Raw genomic sequence first — 19,479 nt, 5'->3', positions numbered from 1 at the left:
GGAGCGCACACTATCGGCCGCTATATAAGGGGCGGGCACCGTCACGCAATTGGAACGAATCCTGGCCAACCGTATCTATCTGGATCACGCCGCGACCACGCCGATGACTGCGACCGCCCGCGAGGCGGTGGCGCGCGGGCAGGCGCTGTGGGCCAATCCGTCGTCGCCGCATGCCGAGGGCCGGGCGGCGCGCGCGGCGCTGGAAGCAGCGCGGCGTGACGTTGCCGCGGCTTATGGTTGGCGCGGCGAGACGCTGCTGACCAGCGGCGCGAGCGAGTCGTTGTCGATCGCGCTGGGGCGCAGCGTCATGGCCCGGCGGCTGATCAGCGCCGTCGAGCATGATGCGGTGATCCGCGCCGCCGGGGACGCGGCAATGCTGCCGGTGGACGGTGACGGGCTGGTCGCGCTCGCCGCGCTGGAGCGATCGCTCGGCGACGGCGGCCCGGCGCTGGTCTGCGTGCAATGGGCGAACAGCGAGACCGGGGTGCGCCAGCCGCTCGACGCGATATCGGCCATCGTGCGCGCGGCCGGTGGTCTGCTGCTGGTCGATGCGGCGCAGATGCCGGCGGGGGCGGGGCTGGCGAAGGTCGCTGACTTTGTGGTGCTCTCGGCGCACAAGCGCGGCGGCCCACCGGGAATCGGCGCGCTGTTGGTTCGCGATCTGGCGACGCTCATCCCGAGCGGTGGGCAGGAGCGGGGCTATCGCCCGGGCACGGAGAATTTGCCGGGCGCGCTCGGCTATGCCGCGGCGCTCGTCGAGCCCGAGGATGTCGCGCGGCTGGCGGCGCTGCGCGCACGGCTCGACGACGGCATTGCGCGATCGGGCGGCGAGATCGTCGCCGCCGGCGCGCCGCGCCATCCCGCGATCGGCTCGTACCGGCTGCCGGGGGTGGCCTCCGCCGCGCAGCTGATCCTGCTCGATGGCGCGGGGTTTGCGGTATCGGCAGGCAGCGCCTGTTCGTCGGGCAGCATGAAGCCGAGCCATGTGCTCGCGGCGATGGGCTGGGGCGAGGCGGCGATGCGCGAGGTGATCCGGGTGAGCTTCGGGCGATCGACGAGCGAGGCCGAGGTCGACGCGTTCGTCGCCGGCTGGCGGGCGATGGCACGGACCACCCGGCGCAGCGCGGCATGACCTATCTCGATTATCAGGCGACCACGCCGCTCGCACCCGAGGCGCTGGCGGCGATGCTGCCGTGGCTGGAGCGGCAGCACGCCAACCCGCATTCGGCGCATCGCGAGGGGCGGGCGGCACGCGCCGCGGTGGAGGTGGCGCGCGACGCGGTCGCGGCGCTGCTGCCGCCCGGGGGGACGGTGAGCTTCACCAGCGGGGCGACCGAGTCGCTCAACTGGGCCATCAAGGGGAGCACCGGGCCGATCGTCTCGGTCGCGACCGAGCATGCCGCGGTGCTCGACACGGTCGCGGCGAGCGGGCGCGCGGCGACGCTGCTGCCGGTCGATGCCGCCGGGCTGGTTGCCGCGGCGACGCCGGTCGCGCCGGGGACCGGGCTGGTCGCGGCGATGCTGGTCAACAACGAGATCGGCGTGATCCAGCCGATCGCCGAGCTTGCCGCGGCGGCGCATCGGGCGGGCGCGTTGTTCCTGTGCGACGCGGTGCAGGGCTATGGGCGGGTCGCGATCCCCCCCGAATGTGACCTGATCGCGATCTCGGCGCACAAGATCCACGGTCCCAAGGGGATCGGTGCGCTGTGGATCCGCGACGGGGTGACGCTGGCGCCGCTGCTCCATGGCGGCGGCCAGGAGGCGGCGGGACGGTCCGGGACGCTGTCGCCGGCGCTATGCGCGAGCTTCGGTGCCGCGGCGATGCTGATGGCGGCGCGGGCTGACGAGGATGAAGCGCATGTCACGCAGCTGTGGCAGATCGCGACCGAGCGGCTCGGGGTCGATGGCGGCGAGGGGGAGTGGCAGCTCAACGGCGCTGCCGACCGGCGCTATCGCGGCAACCTCAACGTCCGTCGTCGCGGCCTGGATGTGGCGCGACTGATGTCGGATTGCCGGACGCTTGCCTTCTCGGCAGGGTCGGCCTGCGCCAGCGGGTCGGGGCGGCCTAGCCATGTCCTTCGCGCGCTCGGACTGAGCGATGCCGAGGCGCGATCGAGCATCCGCCTCGGCTTCGGGCGCTATACCGGCGCGAACGAGCTGCGCGGGGCACTCGACCAGCTGATCGCGGCGGCCGATCGCCAGCGGCTGCCGGTATGATCCGGGTGCGGTTCATCGCCACCGACGGCACGTCCAGCGAGGTGGAGGCCGCGGTGGGGGCGCGGCTGCTTGACGTGGCCCAGGCCGACGGCCAGCCGCTCGAGGGAATCTGCGACGGCGATCTCGCCTGCGCGACCTGCCATGTCCTGATCGATCCCGCCGATCTCGATCGCCTGCCGCCACCGAGCGAGGACGAGGAGGATCTGCTCGACCTCGCTCCGGCAGCGGCGCGGAACAGCCGGCTGGCGTGCCAGATCAGGCTGACGGCGGGGCTCGATAGGCTGACGGTCCGCATCCCGCCGCAGTGATCGATCGCAGCTGAACGCTAGGAATCCCTTCGTTACAAAGGGTTGCCGCTTCGTCAGCGATGCTGTCGTTCCGACAACGACACGTTCATGGAACATGCACGGCAAAAGGTGGATTTAGCCTCCTGTCCGGCCCGCCCGGGCCTGTGAAAAGGAGTAGCAATCATGAAGCTTGTCGCATTGCTCGGCGCCGGTGCCCTGGCGATCGGGACCCTGGTCGGCGCGGTGGCGCCAGCCGAGGCGCAGCGCCACGGTGACGACCGTGGCTATCACCATCGCGGCGATTACCGCCCGCATCACGGTTACAACCGCGGCGGCTATGGTCGCCATCGCGGCTACGGCCGCACCCGCGTGGTGTGCCGAGTCCATCACGGGCGTTACCATCCCGTCCGCCGCTGTTTCCGCGTGTATCGCTGAGGCAACCGAACCGTGGCGAGATCGTTACGCCACGACAACTAACCAGTAGAGGAGTAAGCCTGTGAAGCTTCTGTCCATGCTCACCGCCGGCGCCGTCGCGCTGACCGGTCTCGCCCCGATCGCCATCGCGCCGGCTGCGGCGCAAGAGCATCGCACCGTCGTCCATGAGCGCACCGTGGTACGCCACGACGAGCGCCGCGGCTACAATCACCGCGCCCGTACGGTGTGCGACTGGAAGTGGCGCAATCATCATCGCGTCAAGGTCTGCCGGACGGTCCGCCGCTAAGCCGACTTGATCATCCCGCCCGACCCCGCCATAGGCAGCGCGGGAGTCGGGCGGACGTGGTCGTCGCCAACTTGGTCAGGTCCGGAAGGAAGCAGCCACAACGATTTCGCCGCGGGTCGTCCCGGCTCCCACCGCGAACGCTGCTCATGCCGTAAGCAAGACTAGCGGGCACAGCCCGTCTGACGACGCGGCCTTGCCGCGACGCCCTGCTTCCCAGAGGCAGCTGATATCCACGTTGCCGGTGCCGATGCCGCGCTGACCGGATCGTGGCAGAACTGCCCAGCGGCGAACGCCGACCTTACATTCCCCCTCCGTTCCGCCTAGATGATCGGCATGGCCGACTCTTTCGATCTGGGCGAGCCGCCCCAGCCGGCGGCGAAGGCCGACACCGCCTATCGCGTGCTCGCGCGCAAATACCGTCCACAGACGTTCAGCGAGCTGATCGGCCAGGATGCGATGGTGACGACGCTCGGCAACGCGATCAAGCGCGACCGGCTGGCACATGCCTTCTTGATGACCGGCGTACGCGGGGTGGGCAAGACATCCACAGCGCGGCTGATCGCCAAGGCGCTCAACTGTATCGGGCCCGACGGGCAAGGCGGGCCGACGATCGATCCCTGCGGGGTATGCGAACCGTGCCGCGCGATCGCCGAGGGGCGACATATCGACGTGATCGAGATGGACGCGGCGAGCCACACCGGTGTCGACGACGTCCGCGAGATCATTGATGCCTCGCGCTATGCGGCGGTATCCGCGCGGTTCAAGATCTACATCGTGGACGAGGTCCACATGCTCTCCAAGAACGCCTTCAACGCGCTGTTGAAGACGCTTGAGGAGCCGCCCGCGCACGTCAAATTCCTGTTCGCCACCACCGAGGTGAACAAGGTGCCGATCACCGTGCTGTCGCGCTGCCAGCGATTCGACCTCCGACGAATCACCGCCGAGAAGCTCGCCGAGCATTTCGCCTTTGTCGCGCATGAGGAAGGCATGGTCGCCGAACCCGAGGCGCTGATGCTGATCGCGCGCGCCGCGGAAGGCTCGGCGCGCGACGGGCTGTCGATCCTAGACCAGGCGATCGCCCATGCGGGTATCGAAGGCAGCGCGGTCACGGCCGAGGCGGTGCGGCAGATGCTCGGCCTGTCCGACCGCGGCGCGGTGCGCGACCTGCTGGGGATGATCCTGAGGGGTGACAGCCAGGCCACGCTCGCTTCGCTGCGCCGGCAATATGATTATGGCGTCGATCCGCTTTCCGTGTTCCGGGCGCTGCTCGAGACGGTGCATGGCATCACCCTGACCAAGGTCGGCACCGCGGACGACCCCGCCCAGTCAGTCGAGGAGCGCAACGCGCGTTACGAATGGGCCGGCACGCTGTCGTTCGCGGCGCTGCACCGCTTGTGGCAGTTGTTTCTCAAGGGGCATGACGAGATCGCCAAGGCGGCGCTGCCGATCGAGGCGGCGGAGATGGCGTTGCTGCGTGCGATCCATGCCTCGACGCTGCCCGATCCGGGCGAGCTTGCGCGGCAGATCGCCAGTGGCCGGATCGCCCCGCCTTCGGTAGCTGCGCCGGCTGCGGCGCCGGCGCTCGCCGCACCGGTGGCCGCGGCCGAGCCGGTGGTCCCCGCCGAGCCGGAAGGGCCGCCGCGCGACTTCGCCGGGCTGATCCACCTGCTCGAGGAAAACGGCCATCTTGCCGTGGCGGCGCAGCTCACCAATGGCGCCCGGGTGGTCCGCTACGAGGCGCCCGAGCTGGTGCTGTCCGGCTCGCGGCCGGTGTCGGCGGATGCATTGCGCGACGCCGCCGAAGCGCTCAAGCGGTCGACCGGCCAGGTGTGGAAGATCAGCTTGGAGGATGCGCCCGGCGCGCCTACCTTGCGCGAGCAGGCCAAGGCCGATTCCGATGCCGTCCGCGCGGCGGTTCTCGACACCCCCCTGGTCAAGGCGGCACTGGCCGCCTTCCCGGACGCGCAGCTGGAAAGCTGGCCAGGACAACGGAGTATAGCATGAAGAATATCGATGAAATCCTCGCCATGGCGCAGAACGTCCAGAACGAGCTGCAGAAGGCGCAGGACGGCCTCGACACGATCGAAGTGGAGGGCGTTTCGGGCGGCGGGCTGGTCAAGGTAAAGGCCTCGGCCAAGGGGCGGATGATGTCGATCCAGATCGACGATTCGCTGATCGAACTGTCCGAGAAGCAGATGCTCGAGGATTTGCTGGTCGCCGCGCTCAACGACGCACGCGCCAAGGCCGATGCGGCCAGCGGCGCCGAGATGGCGAAGATGACCAGCGGCCTGCCGCTGCCACCGGGCTTCAAGCTGCCGTTTTGATCCCGTTACGGCTGAGGAACAACCTGGCGGCACCTGGCGTTGGGCCCTTACCATCTAGGAGAGGGTGCCACCATGGTTGAAGAACGAGTCGTAGAGACCCCGACCGCCACGCACACCACTGTGATCGAGCGCAGCGGCGGCGGTGGCGGCGGGGTCGCCATTGCCATCGTGCTGCTGATTGCGGTGCTGATTGGCGGCTATTTCCTGTTCGTCCACCAGGGCAGCGAGAACGCCAAGAACAATGCGATCACCTCGGCGGCGAAGAGCGTCGAGAAGACCGCCGACAAGGCCGGCGGCGCGATCGACGACGCAAAGTAGCGCGCGTTTGCCTGCGCGCAGATAAGAGGCAAGGAGGAGAGTTGCGCCTCTCCTCTGGCATTCCAGCAGGCTGACTTCCATCTGATCCGTTCGTGCTGAGCTTGTCGAAGCACCTTGAGACACAGGCCCTTCGACAGGCTCAGGGCGAACGGTCGTCAAGGACCGGTCAGGCTCAATACGGGCTGTCAGATCATCAGGCCCAGCGCCGAATCCCAAAGCTTGCTCAGCGTAGGCAGCTATCCAGCCCGCCGCGGCGGACCACGCCGACATAGCGCGACAGCGCATTGCCATGCTGGCGGACAAAGCCGTGCGGGTCGATCGCCGCGCGTTTCTTGGGCAGCGGCAGCACCGCGGCGATCCGGCCGGCCTCGGTTGGCGAGAGGTGGGTCGCGTCGTGATGGAAATAGCGGATCGCCGCGGCGTCGGCGCCATAAGTGCCGATTCCGGTCTCGGCGATGTTGAGATAAACCTCCATGATTCGCTTCTTGCCCCACAGTGTCTCGATCAGCACGGTGAAATAGGCCTCGGATGCCTTGCGGATGTACCCACCGCCCTGGAACAGGAAGGCGTTCTTGGCGGTCTGCTGGCTGATCGTCGAGCCGCCGCGGATCCGCCCCCCTTCGGCGTTGCGCACCGCCGCGCTGGCGATGGCGCGGAAATCGAAGCCGTGGTGCGTGCAGAAGCGCGAATCCTCGCCGGCGATCGCGGCGCGCGGCATGTCCGGGTCCATCTCGTCGAGCGACATCCACTGTTTGGTGACGCCATGGCCGTTGAGCACGTCGCCCATCATCGTCCAGGTGAAGGGCACCGGTACGAAGCGGTAGATGCCGACCCACAGCACGGTGACGGCGACGAAGATCAGGGCGGCCTTGAGGAGCAGGCTGAGGAGACGGATCATGCGCCGACCCTTACGGCGGCGGCGCGCGCCATCAAGCCCCTTGGGAGCGCGCTGCGAGGATCGCCTCGGCCGCGGCGACGCCGGTCAGGTAGGCGCCATGAGCGGTGGAGAAATCCTCGCGCGAGCAGGCTTCGCCGGCGAAGAACAGGCGATCATCGACCGGCGCTGCCAGGATCTGCCGGTCACCGGCATGGCCGACCCGGGCGTGGCTGTAGCTGCCGTGAATGTGCGGCTCGTGGCGCCAGCGCGTCGCCGCCAGCGGGGTGAGGCGGACGCGCCAGTCGGCGCCGAGCAGCGCGACGAGCTCGGTGATGGCGAAGTCGGCGGCGGCGCCTTCCACTTCCAGCACCTCGGCGCAATCCCCGCCGAAGAAGCTTTCGATGATTGGCCAGCCGAACGGCGAGAGACGATGGCTGGCGGAGCAGCCGCTATGCGGATTGCCGATAAGGTGGCTGCTGGCGGGCCAGTCGATCCGGTCGACTTGGAGGAACACCTTGTCGGCAAGCCCGAGCGGCAGCGCGGCGGCAGCGTCGTGTTTCCCGGGCAGCGGCGGATCGAAGGCAATCGCGGCTAGCGCGGTGGTGGGGACGCAGACGATCGCTTGATCGGCCTCGACCGTGCCGGCATCGGTATCGATGCGCAGCGCGGTGCCGCGGTGATCGATGCGGGTGACGAGCGTGCCGAGCCGCACCGGCACACTGCCGACATGGCCCGCGATCAACGTGCCATAGCCAGCGGGCAACGCCCAATTGTCGGCAGTCGACGCATCCTCATAAGCCAGCCAGTCGTGGAGCGAGACGGCGGTAAGCGGCGCGCCATTGGCATAGCCGGAGATGGCATCGATCATCGGCCGCCAGCGGTCGTCGCGGGCAATGAAGGCGGAGAGCGGCTGGTCGGGGCCGCCGGCGGCGGCGCGGGCGGCGGTTTCCCAGCGGTGCCAAGCCTCGCCGAACGCCTGCTGCTCTGCCGGCGAGTAACCGAGATCACGCCATTGCACGCCCCAATTAGGCGACGACCGATCAATCGCGGCGCCGGTCTGCTCGGCGACCTGCGTCCAGGGATTGCGACGCGCCGAGTGGAGCCAGCCGCAGCCGGCGTCGACGGTGACGGCCGCGGGAATGGGGAAGGAAGCTGGTGCGAGGTCCAGCGTCAGGCTGCTGGCGCGGCCGCCGACGCGGCTTCCCGCCTCGAGCAGCAGCACGTCCGTGCCCGAGTCCCACAGCCGCCGGGCGGCGGCGATGCCGGCCGCCCCGCCGCCGATGACGACAGTGCGGCCCGTCCGTTCGGCCATGGTTACGCGGCGGCGAGCAGTCGCTTCTCGCCAGCAAGACGCATCATCGCCTTCTGCAGCTTCTCGAAGGCGCGCACCTCGATCTGGCGGACGCGCTCGCGGCTGACGCCATAGACCTGGCTCAGTTCCTCGAGCGTCTTGGGATCGTCGGTCAACCGACGCTCGGTGAGGATGTGCTTCTCGCGATCGTTGAGATCATCCATCGCATTGACCAGCATGCCGTGGCGGACATCGGCCTCCTGCGCCTCGGCAACCACCGAATCCTGCAGCGGCGCATCATCCTGGAGCCAATCCTGCCACTGGCCCTCGCCGTCCTCGCGCATCGAGACGTTGAGCGAGGTATCCCCGCCCATCGCCATGCGGCGGTTCATGCTGATCACATCGCTCTCGGCGACGCCCAGATCGGTGGCGATCTTGGTGATATGCTCGGGCTTGAGATCGCCGTCCTCGAACGCGTCGAGCTTGGACTTCATCCGGCGCAGGTTGAAGAACAGCTTCTTCTGCGCCGCGGTGGTGCCCATCTTCACCAGGCTCCACGACCGCAGGATATATTCCTGAATCGAGGCGCGGATCCACCACATCGCATAGGTCGCGAGGCGGAACCCGCGATCGGGCTCGAACTTCTTGACGCCCTGCATCAGGCCGATGTTGCCCTCGGAGATCAGCTCGGAGGTCGGCAGGCCGTAGCCGCGATAGCCCATCGCGATCTTGGCGACCAAGCGCAGGTGGCTGGTGACGAGCTGGGCGGCCGCCTCCGTGTCGCCATGCTCCTGGAAGCGCTTGGCGAGCATATATTCCTGCTCCGGCTGGAGCAGGGGGAATTTCTTGATCTCGGACAGATAGCGGTTGAGGCTCTGCTCGCCGCCGAGGGCAGGAATCGTCGCCGGGACGTTGCTGCGTGCTGCCATGATCTGATCTCCCTTTCTGTGGAGGCGTTTATCCCGCAGTGCGGCGAAGAACGGCTCGTCTCTATACGTGAAGCTCGGTGAACAGTTCCTGCATGTCGGCAGGCATTTCGCTCTCGAACGCCAAAGCGGTATTTTTCACCGGGTGGATGAACCCGAGGTGCGCCGCGTGCAAGGCCTGACGGCGGAAACCGAGGGTTTCGAGAAGCGCCTTCTGAGCACCTTTTGTTCTACCATAGACCGGGTCACCCAACAAGGCATGCCCGATCGAGGTCATGTGGACGCGCACCTGGTGGGTACGCCCCGTCTCGAGCCGACACTCGACCAGCGCCGCTTCCTTGAGGCGCTGGATGGTGCGGAAATGGGTGACCGCGCGCTTGCCGCCGGCGACGATCGCGATCTTCTTGCGATTTTGGGCGCTGCGCGCGAGCGGCGCGTCGATCGTGCCTTCCGCCGGCCGCGGCACCCCGCCGACGATCGCCTTGTAGCGGCGATCGATGCTGTGGTCATGGAACTGCCGGGCGAGCCCCTCGTGCGCGCGATCGGTCTTGGCCGCGACCATCAGCCCCGACGTGTCCTTGTCGATACGGTGGACGATGCCGGGCCGCGCGACCCCACCGATGCCGGACAGGCTGCCGTTGCAGTGATGGAGCAGCGCGTTGACCAGCGTGCCGTCGAAGTTGCCCGCGGCGGGATGCACCACCAGCCCGGCCGGTTTGTCGATCACGATCAGATGCTCGTCCTCATACGCGACGACGAGCGGGATATCCTGCGCCTCGTTATGCGCGGGCGTGGGATCTGGGATTGCCAGCGCGAAGGTGTCGCCGGCGGTGGCCTTCTTCGCCGGATCGCGGAACAATGCGCCGGCGCGCGACACGGCGCCGCTCGCGATCAGCACCTTGAGGCGCTCGCGCGACAGCGTCGGCACCGCGTCCGCCAGCGCACGGTCGAGCCGCCACCCGTCGGCGTCAGGCGCGATCAGCGCTTCGATGATGGAAACCCCCCGGTCCATGGCCTAGTGATGTGGGCGTGACGGTGGAGATTTCAAGCGAGCTGCTGCAGCGCATCAAGGATGCAGGGGCAAATTCTCCCGGGGAGGAGATCTGCGGGCTGCTGCTCGGCGACACCGACCGCGTCAGCGCCATCCTGCCCTGCCGCAACGTCGCCGCGGCGCCGGCGCGCCGGTTCGAGATCGATCCGGCCGCATTGCTCGCCGCTCACCGTGCGGCAAGAGGCGGCGGCGGCCGCCCGATCGGCCATTACCACTCGCATCCCAACGGCGTTGCGCTGCCCTCCGCGTGCGACGCGCACGATGCGGCGCCCGATGGATCGCTGTGGCTGATCGTGGCGGGGGGGCTCGTGCGCGGCTGGCGCGCGGTGGCGGACGGCGCAATCCACGGGCGGTTCGATCCCGTCGCAATCTCTTGCGCGGCCGAGTCGGCTTCGCCAGAGAGACGGCAATTACCAGGGGACGAACAATGCCAGTGAGCCCGGTCGATTTTGCGAGCCTGCTCTGCTCGCGGCTGTGCCATGACCTGCTGTCGCCGGTCGGCGCGCTGAACAACGGGCTCGAGCTCTTGTCGGACGAGACCGATACCGAGATGCGCGCCAGGGTGTTCGAGCTGCTTACCGAGAGCGCGCGGGCCTCGGCCAACAAGCTCAAGTTCTTCCGGCTCGCCTTCGGCGCCGCGGGCGGTTTCGGCGAGAGCGTCGACACCCGCGAGGCCAAGGCGGCGATCGAGGGCTTGCTGGTCGACAACAAGCGGATCGAGCTTGGCTGGTTCGTCGAATCCGATGCGTTGCCCAAGGGCGCGATCAAGGTGTTGCTCAACCTGACGCTGATCGCCAGCGAGGCGTTGGTGCGCGGCGGCACGCTGTCGGTCGGCGGCGAGGAGAATGAGGGCCAGCTCGAGATCGTGGTCAAGATCGAAGGGCCGCGGATCGTGCTCGACCCCGAGCTGCGCGCGACGCTGACCGAAGGTGAGCGGCCGGGCGGCGTCACGCCGCGCGCCGCGGCGGCCTATCTGGTCCACACGCTGGCGGCCGAGGCCGGCGGCGCGGTGCAGATCGTCGAGCCTGCCGACAACGTCCTGATCCTGGGCGCGGTGTTCAACGCGGGCTGATCGCGCAGGTAGCCAGTAAACGGCCCCTTAACTCCTTCTCGGCCAAGACGCCCCTCAGACCGCTGGGGGCCCATGGACGAGCTGCTTCAGGAATTCATTGCCGAGACCCGCGAGACGCTCGATGCGCTCTCGGGGGAGATCGTCGCGTGGGAGGCGGATCCCGCCGATCGAGCTCGGCTGGATGCGATCTTCCGCTTCGTGCACACCGTGAAGGGCAGCTGCGGCTTTCTCGATCTGCCGCGGCTCGCCCGGCTGAGCCACGCTGCCGAGGACGTGCTCGCCGCGGTGCGCGAGGGCAAGCGGACGCCTTCGACCGCGCTGGTCAATGCGGTGCTCGCGATCGTCGACCGGATCGGCGAGCTCGTCGAGGCGATCGATGCCGGCATGGCGCTCGACGATGCCAATGAAGACGAATTGATCGCGGCGCTCGCCGAGGACGCACAGCCGATCGTCGCGGTGCAGGCGCAACCCGCCGGCGCGCCGCGCAGCAATACCCGCTCGGTGCGGCTCAACGTCGACCTGCTCGACCGGATGATGAGCGGCATGTCGGAGATGGTGCTGGCGCGCAACGAGCTGGCCCGCCGGTTGCGCGACGAACAGGTTGATCCGCGGATCGAAGCGGCGCTGGAGCGATTGTCGCTGACGGTTGCCGAGATGCGCGACACCGTCACCCGGACGCGGATGCAGAAGATCGACGCGCTATTTTCGGCGCTGCCGCGGATGGTGCGCGACACCGCGGCGGAACTCGGCAAGACGGTGGCGCTGTCGATCGACGGCTCGGACGTCGAGCTCGATCGCGAAATGATCGAGCTGATGCGCGATCCGCTGGTGCACATCATCCGCAATTCGGTGGACCATGGCATCGAATTCGCCGCTGAGCGCCGCGCGGCAGGCAAGGCAGACGCCGGCAAGCTGCTGGTATCGGCGCGCCAGTCGGGCAACCAGATCCTTATCGAGGTTGCCGACGACGGCCGTGGCATCGATGTCGACCGGCTCGTCGCCAAGGCGCGCGAGCAGCGGCTCTACACTGGCGCCGAGCTCGCCGCGATGGATGAGGCCGCCAAGCTCGACCTGATCTTCCACGCCGGCCTCTCCAGCCGCGACATGGTCACCGCGATCTCAGGCCGCGGTGTCGGCATGGACGTGGTCCGTGCCAACATCGAGCAGATCGGCGGACGGATCGTGCTCGCCAACCAGCCGGGCCGGGGGCTGACGATCGTCATTCACGTGCCGCTGACGCTGTCGATCATCTCCACCATCGTGCTCGGCGTGGGCGACCAGCGGTTTGCGATCGCGCGCCAGTCGGTCGAGGAGATCGTCCGGGTGCGCGGCGATGCGGTGCGGATCGACCAGGTCGGCGATGCGATGGTGGCGACGGTGCGCGGCCAGCGGCTGCCGCTGGTAGGGCTGGGCGATGTGCTCGGCCTCGGCGGCGGCGAGCCCGGCACGCTCGCGATCGTCTCCACCCGCGATGGCGATTACGCGCTGGCGATCGACGAGGTGCTCGATACCGAGGAACTGGTGGTCAAGCCCGCGGCGCCCGCGGTGATGGCCACCGGCGTCTATGCCGGCCAGACCCTGCCCGACAGCGGGCTGCCCATGCTGCTGCTCGACGGTTCGGGCATCGCCGCCGTTGCCGGCCTCAAGTTCCAGCGTGCCGCGGCGAGCGACGAGGTGATCGTCGCCGAGGCGGCGACCGGCATCCGTGCGCTGCTGTTCGACGACCTCGATGGCCAGCGCCGGGTGATGCCGCTGGCGGCGATCGACCGTGTGGAAACCGTCTCGACCGACGCAATCCGGATGACCGGTGGCCGGCTGCGCCTCGCCATCGGCGGCGCGCTGGTGCCGCTCCACGCCGTCGCCGGCTTCGAGCAGCGCGAAGAGGTGGCGGTGCTGCGGCTGACCGATGGCGCCTGCGAGCTCGCTTATGCGATTGCCGAGGCGACCGAGATTGTCGTCCTGCCGGCCGAGATCTCGCCCGCGCGCGGCACCGGGCCGATCGCGGGCGTGGTGATTGTCGGCGACGAACAGGTCGAGGTGGTCGATGCGCATGCCCTGTTCGCCGACGAGCAACGCCCGGTCGAGGATCAGCCGCTCTGCTGGCTGCAGGGCGACGGCTCGGGCTGGATGGAAACCTTTCTGAAGCCGACGCTGGAAGCGGCGGGCTATCGCTGCGTCACGCAGCGGCCCATCGGCGAAACGGCGAGCGTGGCGCTGGCGATGGACGATGTCGACCCGCCGGCGAGCGACGCGCCGCTGGTGCGCCTGCGTCGCGAGCGCATCGCTGAGCCCGACGACACCAGCATCTATCGGTATGACCGGCCCGCGTTGATCGCGGCGCTGGCGGACGTGGCGGGAGGCCGCTGATGGAACTGTTCCTGATCGCCCATATCGCCGGCCGCGGCGTCGCCATCGAGGCTGGGCAGGTCGACTCGGTGGTCGACATCGCCGAGGTGGTGGCGGTGCCGCGCGCCGAGGCCGCGGTGCGCGGGCTGGTGGCGCTGCGCAGCCGGGTGGTGACGGTGATCGACACCGGCACCGCGCTCGGCCTCGAGCCGACCCCGGCGAGCACGCGCCGCGCGATCATCACCCGCTTCGACGGTCACCATTATGCCATCCTGGTCGATTCGCTGGAGGACGTGGCGTTGTTCGAACGCCAGCCGCTGTCGTCCGGCCTGGCGCTGGACCGCGGCTGGGCCGCCGCGGGCACCGGGCTGGTGGAGCGCGACGGCGAGCCGATGCTGATCGTCGATCTCGCCGCGCTGATCCCGTCCCAGGCCCTCGCCGCCTGAGCCGCAATCGTCTCGCAGCTTAACGCCCCGCTTACGCTTCCCAGGCATAACGATCCCGCGCCACCGCACGAAAAGGCCCATTCATGAAGACCTGCCTCGTTGTCGACGATTCGAAGGTGATCCGTAAGGTCGCCCGCCACATCCTTGAAACACTCGACTTTTCCGTCAGCGAAGCCTGCGACGGCCGCGAGGCGCTCGATGCGTGCCTGGTATCCGCGCCCGACGTGATCCTGCTCGACTGGAACATGCCTGTGATGAGCGGGATGGATTTCCTGCGCGCACTGCGCGAATCGAGCATTCCGTCGCGACCCAAAGTGGTGTTCTGCACCACCGAGAACGGCATGGCTTATATTCGTGCCGCGATCGAAGCCGGGGCGGACGAATATGTCATGAAGCCGTTCGACCGCGACACGCTGGAATCGAAGCTTCAGATCGTGGGCATGGCCTGACCCCGAAGGGCTCGGCCACGTGGCACATTCCCCTATTGCATGTGCCCTGCCCGAACCCGGCAAGGCGCGCGTCCTGATCGTCGACGATTCAGCGGTCGCCCGGGCGGTGATGGCCCGGATGATCGATGCCAGCGGCAGTTTTTCGGTCACCGAGTCGGTGTCCACAGCGGCGGCGGCGATGGCTTTCCTCGCCAAGCAGACGGTGGATTTCATCCTGCTCGACGTACAGATGCCGGGCACCGACGGCATTACCGCGCTGCCAGACATGCTTGCGGCGAGTCATGGCGCCAAGGTGGTTATCGTCTCGTCCTGCGCCAGCGAAGGCGCCGCGATCACTCTTCAGGCCCTGGCGCTCGGGGCCGCCGATACGCTGGAGAAGCCCGCGCCTGGCCATCTCATGTCGCGGTTCGGCGAGGCGCTGGTTGAAAAGCTGCGCCGGCTCAACGACGGCGCGGCCGTGCCGATGCCGGCGGTGCCGATGCCGGCGATGCCGGCGATCCCGCCCGCCGCGGCGCGGATCAGTGCCATGCCGCCGTTTGCTGCAGGGTCCGTCAGCCCGCAGGGTGGCAGCGACGAATTTGACATCGTCGCGATCGGCGCCTCGACGGGCGGAATCCACGCGCTTAGCCAATTGCTGCGGACCATTCCGCCGAGTTTCCGCCTGCCGATCCTGGTCACCCAGCATCTGCCGGCCTCGTTCATGCCTTACTTCGCGGCGCAGCTCGCCGTGCTCGGCGGCCGCCCGTGCGATGTCGCGACGGACCGGCTGCGGATCAGGCCGGGCCGCATCATCGTCGCGCCCGGCGACGCCCATGTGCGCTGCGTACGCTTGCGCGACGGCAGTGCCTCGATCCGCCTCTCTCGCGAGAGCGTAACCAGCGGCTGTTTGCCATCGGTGGATCCGATGTTCGATTCGCTCGCCGAGGTGTTCGGTTCGCGCGTGCTCGCCATCGTGCTGAGCGGCATGGGCCGCGACGGCGCCGAGGGCGCGCTGGCGGTGCATGCGGCCGGTGGTTGCGTGGTGGTGCAGGATAAGGCGAGCTCGGTGATCTGGGGCATGCCCGGCGCGGTGGCGGCACAGGGCCTCGCCCAGGCGGTGATGCCGCCCGACGAGATCGGTCGCCTCGCGGCGGCACGGCGGCGGCCATGACCGGGCTGCCGACCATCCCCGGGGCATCGGCGATCGCGGTAAGCGTGCTGACCGCGCTGCTCGAGGCGCGAACCGGGCAGCAGATCGCCAGCAATCGATCGTGGCGGATCGATACCGCGCTCAAGCCGCTGTTGCGCGATCGGGGGCTGGAAACGCTGGATCAGCTGGTCGGGGTGCTGTTGGAAGGACGGGATACGATGGTGGGGGATCAGATAGTCGAAGCGTTGGTGAACGGGGAGACATCGTTCTTTCGCGACGCCCTGATCTTCGATTCGATCATCGAGGCGGCGACCGCGGTGGAGGCCACCGGCCGACGCCCGCGCATCTGGTGCGCCGGTTGCTCGTCGGGCCAGGAGCCGCTGTCGCTGGCGATGCTGTTTGCCGAACGCCAGCAGGACCGCGGCGTGCCGGTGCCCGAGATCGTCGCCACCGACGTGTCCGATGCCGCAGTGGCGCGTACCCGGGCGGCGCGTTTTACCCAGTTCGAAATCCAGCGCGGACTGCCGATCCGCCGGATGATGCGCTGGTTCGAGGCGGCGGGTGCCGACTGGGTCGCCAATCCCGAGCTCACCCGGATGATCTCGGTGCGCCGCCACAATCTCGCGGCGGAGCCGGCGCCTCCTGGGCAGTTCGACATCGTGCTGTGCCGCAACGTGCTGTTGTACTTCGCGCCGCCGATCAAGGCTCAGGTGTTCGCGCGGCTCGCCGGCGCGCTGCGCTCCGGCGGCACATTGGTGCTCGGCGCCGGCGAGACGGTGATCGGCCAGACTCGCGAGTTCGAGCCGAGCAAGCGGTTGCGCGGCTTCTACGAGCGGGTCGCCAGTCCTGCGCCCGGGACCCGCAACGCCGCCTGAGGCCTCTGTACGCCCGCCGCATTTTGCGGCTACGGGTGGCGCATGACCATTATCGACACGCCGTCGCCGAACTTCGACGAGCGGACGCTGCCGATCAGCATGATCGTGCTCCATTATACCGGCATGGAGGATGCAGCCTCCGCGATCGCGCGGCTGCGCGACCCTGAGGCGAAGGTCTCCGCCCATTATCTGGTCGACGAGGACGGCACGGTGCTGCGCATGGTCGCCGAGGATCAGCGCGCCTGGCATGCGGGCCAATCGCATTGGCGAGGGATCACCGACGTCAATTCAGCGAGCGTCGGCATCGAGATCGTGAATCCGGGGCATGACTGGGGCTATCGGCCGTTCACCGAGCAGCAAATCGCCGCGCTGATCCCGCTGGTGGCGGCTATCAAGGAACGCCACGGCATCACGCGCGGCAACGTCGTCGGCCATTCGGACATCGCGCCGACTCGCAAGCGCGATCCCGGCGAATTGTTTCCCTGGTATCAGCTCGCCCGGCTGCGGCTGGCGCTGCCGCGGCCGACCCGGAATCTGATGGACCCGATGTGGACTCAAGGGGGCTTCCTGCTCGCGCTCGAGCGGTTCGGCTATGACGTGGCCGATGCGATGGCGGCGATTATGGCCTTCCAGCGCCGATTTCGCCCCGAGCTGATCGACGGCGAGGTAGATGCCGAATGTCGGATGATCCTGCTCGCGCTATTGCTTCCCAAACCCCAGGGCGACGACTAAGGGGAGGGCGCCAGAGGGTCGGGCGGCCGCGTCACGTGCAAGCGTGTCGAGGAAAGTCCGGGCTCCGCGGAACGACGGTGCCGGGTAACGCCCGGCGGGGGCGACCCCAGGGACAGTGCCACAGAGAGCAGACCGCCTAATCCTTCGGGATGAAGCCTTCGGGCGGGCAAGGGTGAAAGGGTGCGGCAAGAGCGCACCGCGCGACCGGTAACGGGAGCGGCATGGTAAACCCCACCGGGAGCAAGATCGAATAGGGGTGGCACATGGGCTTCGTTTCAGCTCGTCACCCGGGTTGATTGCTGGAGGCGGCGCGCAAGCGTCGTCCGAGAGGAATGGTCGCCTATCCGGCTTCGCGCCGGTGGACAGAACCCGGCTTACAGACCCTCTGGCATTTTTCCGGTGCTGTGAGCACATTCCCGCCAAATCGGGTGGGGGGATGCCATGATTCGGGTGACGAGCAGGGCTGGTGCGATGGCATTGGCGTTTTGTCTGGTGGCGGGCGCAGCGGCGCAGCAACCCGCGCAAAGCGTGCAGCAGGATTTCGAGGCAGCGGCGGCGCTGTCGGCGGGCACCGACAAGGCGGCGGCGCTCGCGGCGTGGGAATCGCTGGAGCGGCGGGTCGGCACCAACGGCCGCAGCCATGCGATCGTGCTGGTGCGTAAGAGCGCGGTGCTGCTCGATCTCGATCGCAAGGACGATGCCGTGATCGCGGCGCGCGAGGGGCTGGCGGGCCTGCCGGCGAACGATCCTTCGTTGCGGGAGGATCGATGGAACGCCTTCTACAATCTCGGCCGGATCGCCCAGAATGCGGTCGACTATGCCAGCGCCGCGGCCGCCTACGACCAGGCCGAGGCGCTCGCGGCGACGCCGACCGACAAATTGTCCACCCTGCTCGCGATCATCAAGACCAAGACCTTCACCGATCCCGATGGCGCGGCAGCGGCGGCGACGCGAGCCGAGGCGCTGCTCGCCACCAGCAAGATGGGCAACGTGGTGCGTGGGCAGTTCGGCACGGCCAAGGGCGTGCTGTTGCTGAACCGCGGCGACCTGCCCGGCGCCCGCGCGGCGACCGTTGCTGCCGTCAAATTGATGGGCGGTCTGACCGAAGCAACCGACCTCAACGACGTGTCGGCGCGATCCAATGCCGCGATCGCGCTGCTGCTGTCCGGCGATACCGACGAGGCGCGCCATTACATGGCGATGACCGGCGCCGGCCGGCTGAGCTCGGGCAAGTTCAACCCCGCGGTGGAAATGACGCCGCCCGACTGCGGCGGTGAGGCCGGGCTGAAGCCGGCTGACATGGCGGTGGTCGAATTCTCGATCGCCGACGACGGCAGCGTCGCCGCCGCACGGCCGATCTATGCCGCCGGCGGCGGCGCCGTCGCGCTCGAATTCGCGCGCGCGGCGGGGCGATGGTCTTGGACGGCGGAGCAGGTGAAGCAGATGCCCACCTTCTTCCGCTACAACATGCGGGTGGAAATGCGCTGCAACCTTGCTTTCGAGCGGCCATCGGTGGGCGCGGGGCTTGCCGCCGACCTCGCCCGCTGGTTGAACGACAAGGGCCATCCGGTCGCCGAGCAGACGGTTGGCGATGCGATTGCGCTCGGCGGCCAGCGGGCGGCGCTGGCGAAGGTCGAGGCACAGGGGCAGGGCGCGTCGCTCGCGGCGCTGTCGTCGCTGGTCGCGTTGATCGACAATCCAGTGCTGCCGCGCGAGGAGCGGGTGGGCTTCGCAACGCGGGCGCTGGCGATCGCCAACGCCGCCGATGCGCCGGTCACCGCGCGGCTCGGGCTCGACATCACCGCCCGGACCAGCGCCAAGGCCGAGAGCTACAGGCCCGGCGTGTTCCGCCGCCTCGTCACGCCGATGCTGACCGAGCAGCCTTACGCCAGCGACCCGCGCGCCCGCGCGGCGCTGCTGCTGATGCTGGCCGACAACGAGCGGGGCAGGGCCCGCGACGCCGCGCTCGCGCTGCTGCAGCAGGCTGCAGCCTTGCCGGGGCTCGGTCGCGACGATCCGCTGCGGGTGGGCGCACTGATCCGCACCGCATCGTTCGAGGAGGATCGCGGCAACAAGGAGGCGGCCAAGGCCGCGTATGCGCAATCCGGCCTGTCCGCCGACCAATGCGCGCTGAGCGACAACCCGCCCAAGCTGCTGCATTATGGCGGCACCTTCCCCGACGAGGCCCGCGTCTGGGGCTTCGAGGGCTGGACCCGGACCCAGTTCGACATTGCCGCCGATGGCAAAGTGCTCAACGAGCGGGCGATCGTCAGTTACCCGCCGTTCGTGTTCACCCGCGCCGGTGTGCAGACCGTGAGCGGCGCGACCTATGCCAAGAGCTACCGGCCCGCCGGCGCCCTCGGCTGCGGCGCGAGCACGCAAGGGGTGGCGTTCAAGATGGGCTGAGCCGTCCACGGC

The 19,479-nt window shown here is 68.6% G+C and carries 21 protein-coding genes and 2 other RNA genes; 19 read left to right on the top strand and 4 right to left on the bottom strand.

Annotated features, from left to right (window positions below; translation table 11 throughout):
* Window positions 1–61: 61 nt before the first annotated feature.
* The 9 genes from OXR60_RS11455 to OXR60_RS11415 all read left to right on the top strand — a co-directional run bounded on the left by OXR60_RS11455 (window position 62) and on the right by OXR60_RS11415 (window position 5,867).
* Window positions 62–1,132 (top strand): aminotransferase class V-fold PLP-dependent enzyme, encoded by a 1,071-nt coding sequence (locus tag OXR60_RS11455; protein ID WP_267396054.1) that lies wholly within the window; start codon window positions 62–64, stop codon window positions 1,130–1,132.
* A complete protein-coding gene (locus tag OXR60_RS11450) occupies window positions 1,129–2,217 on the top strand; it encodes an aminotransferase class V-fold PLP-dependent enzyme (RefSeq protein WP_267396029.1) in 1,089 nt (362 codons plus the stop codon). The genes OXR60_RS11455 and OXR60_RS11450 overlap by 4 nt, the downstream gene beginning before the upstream one ends.
* Window positions 2,214–2,525, top strand: coding sequence for a 2Fe-2S iron-sulfur cluster-binding protein (locus OXR60_RS11445; RefSeq protein ID WP_267396028.1), 312 nt, complete (start codon window positions 2,214–2,216; stop codon window positions 2,523–2,525). Before OXR60_RS11450 ends, OXR60_RS11445 begins: the two co-directional genes overlap by 4 nt.
* A gap of 162 nt (window positions 2,526–2,687) precedes the next feature.
* Complete coding sequence (locus OXR60_RS11440) at window positions 2,688–2,939, top strand: hypothetical protein (protein WP_267396027.1); 252 nt, start codon at window positions 2,688–2,690, stop codon at window positions 2,937–2,939.
* A 61-nt stretch (window positions 2,940–3,000) separates the two neighbouring features.
* On the top strand, window positions 3,001–3,225 hold the full coding sequence (locus OXR60_RS11435) for a hypothetical protein (protein WP_267396026.1): 225 nt from the start codon (window positions 3,001–3,003) through the stop codon (window positions 3,223–3,225).
* A 39-nt stretch (window positions 3,226–3,264) separates the two neighbouring features.
* Window positions 3,265–3,360: signal recognition particle sRNA small type (ffs, locus tag OXR60_RS11430), an RNA gene on the top strand.
* A 198-nt stretch (window positions 3,361–3,558) separates the two neighbouring features.
* Complete coding sequence (locus OXR60_RS11425) at window positions 3,559–5,229, top strand: DNA polymerase III subunit gamma/tau (RefSeq protein WP_267396025.1); 1,671 nt, start codon at window positions 3,559–3,561, stop codon at window positions 5,227–5,229.
* Complete coding sequence (locus OXR60_RS11420; RefSeq protein WP_267396024.1) at window positions 5,226–5,549, top strand: YbaB/EbfC family nucleoid-associated protein; 324 nt, start codon at window positions 5,226–5,228, stop codon at window positions 5,547–5,549. Before OXR60_RS11425 ends, OXR60_RS11420 begins: the two co-directional genes overlap by 4 nt.
* A 72-nt stretch (window positions 5,550–5,621) precedes the next feature.
* The gene (locus OXR60_RS11415) at window positions 5,622–5,867 is read left to right on the top strand and encodes a hypothetical protein (protein ID WP_267396023.1); all 246 of its coding nucleotides are present in this window, start codon (window positions 5,622–5,624) and stop codon (window positions 5,865–5,867) included.
* Between the two features lie 223 nt (window positions 5,868–6,090).
* Here OXR60_RS11415 and mtgA read toward each other — a convergent pair whose 3' ends face one another.
* The 4 genes from mtgA to OXR60_RS11395 form a co-directional block, all read right to left on the bottom strand.
* Complete coding sequence (gene mtgA / locus OXR60_RS11410; protein WP_267396022.1) at window positions 6,091–6,765, bottom strand: monofunctional biosynthetic peptidoglycan transglycosylase; 675 nt, start codon at window positions 6,763–6,765, stop codon at window positions 6,091–6,093.
* 31 nt (window positions 6,766–6,796) lie between these two features.
* A complete protein-coding gene (locus OXR60_RS11405; protein WP_267396021.1) occupies window positions 6,797–8,056 on the bottom strand; it encodes an NAD(P)/FAD-dependent oxidoreductase in 1,260 nt (419 codons plus the stop codon).
* A 2-nt stretch (window positions 8,057–8,058) separates the two neighbouring features.
* Window positions 8,059–8,964, bottom strand: coding sequence for an RNA polymerase sigma factor RpoH (rpoH, locus tag OXR60_RS11400; protein WP_267396020.1), 906 nt, complete (start codon window positions 8,962–8,964; stop codon window positions 8,059–8,061).
* A 61-nt stretch (window positions 8,965–9,025) separates the two neighbouring features.
* Window positions 9,026–9,973: an RluA family pseudouridine synthase gene (locus OXR60_RS11395; protein ID WP_267396019.1), complete on the bottom strand. Its 948-nt coding sequence runs from the start codon at window positions 9,971–9,973 to the stop codon at window positions 9,026–9,028.
* Between the two features lie 17 nt (window positions 9,974–9,990).
* Between OXR60_RS11395 and OXR60_RS11390 the strand changes: the two genes are divergently transcribed.
* From OXR60_RS11390 to OXR60_RS11345, 10 genes are all read left to right on the top strand, one after another.
* Window positions 9,991–10,449, top strand: coding sequence for a M67 family metallopeptidase (locus tag OXR60_RS11390; RefSeq protein ID WP_267396018.1), 459 nt, complete (start codon window positions 9,991–9,993; stop codon window positions 10,447–10,449).
* Window positions 10,440–11,084, top strand: coding sequence for a histidine phosphotransferase family protein (locus tag OXR60_RS11385; protein WP_267396017.1), 645 nt, complete (start codon window positions 10,440–10,442; stop codon window positions 11,082–11,084). Before OXR60_RS11390 ends, OXR60_RS11385 begins: the two co-directional genes overlap by 10 nt.
* Before the next feature lie 72 nt (window positions 11,085–11,156).
* The gene (locus OXR60_RS11380) at window positions 11,157–13,451 is read left to right on the top strand and encodes a chemotaxis protein CheW (protein ID WP_267396016.1); all 2,295 of its coding nucleotides are present in this window, start codon (window positions 11,157–11,159) and stop codon (window positions 13,449–13,451) included.
* Window positions 13,451–13,876: a chemotaxis protein CheW gene (locus OXR60_RS11375; protein WP_267396014.1), complete on the top strand. Its 426-nt coding sequence runs from the start codon at window positions 13,451–13,453 to the stop codon at window positions 13,874–13,876. Before OXR60_RS11380 ends, OXR60_RS11375 begins: the two co-directional genes overlap by 1 nt.
* 83 nt (window positions 13,877–13,959) lie before the next feature.
* Window positions 13,960–14,325 (top strand): response regulator, encoded by a 366-nt coding sequence (locus tag OXR60_RS11370; protein ID WP_267396013.1) that lies wholly within the window; start codon window positions 13,960–13,962, stop codon window positions 14,323–14,325.
* A gap of 19 nt (window positions 14,326–14,344) precedes the next feature.
* Complete coding sequence (gene cheB / locus OXR60_RS11365; protein WP_267396012.1) at window positions 14,345–15,475, top strand: chemotaxis-specific protein-glutamate methyltransferase CheB; 1,131 nt, start codon at window positions 14,345–14,347, stop codon at window positions 15,473–15,475.
* Complete coding sequence (locus OXR60_RS11360; RefSeq protein WP_267396011.1) at window positions 15,472–16,329, top strand: CheR family methyltransferase; 858 nt, start codon at window positions 15,472–15,474, stop codon at window positions 16,327–16,329. Before cheB ends, OXR60_RS11360 begins: the two co-directional genes overlap by 4 nt.
* A 42-nt stretch (window positions 16,330–16,371) precedes the next feature.
* Window positions 16,372–17,061 carry an N-acetylmuramoyl-L-alanine amidase gene (locus OXR60_RS11355; protein WP_267396010.1) on the top strand — a complete coding sequence of 230 codons (690 nt, stop codon included), beginning with the start codon at window positions 16,372–16,374 and terminating at the stop codon, window positions 17,059–17,061.
* A 10-nt stretch (window positions 17,062–17,071) separates the two neighbouring features.
* Window positions 17,072–17,454: RNase P RNA component class A (gene rnpB / locus OXR60_RS11350), an RNA gene on the top strand.
* 78 nt (window positions 17,455–17,532) lie between these two features.
* Entirely contained in the window at window positions 17,533–19,467 is a 1,935-nt protein-coding gene (locus OXR60_RS11345; protein ID WP_267396009.1) for a hypothetical protein, read from the top strand.
* Window positions 19,468–19,479: the final 12 nt, after the last annotated feature.

The sequence above is a fragment of the Sphingomonas sp. GC_Shp_5 genome (assembly GCF_026540855.1).
Classification (GTDB): Bacteria; Pseudomonadota; Alphaproteobacteria; order Sphingomonadales; family Sphingomonadaceae; genus Sphingomonas.
Note: the sequence above shows the minus strand (reverse complement) of the source record. Positions and strands in the feature narration are given on the sequence as shown.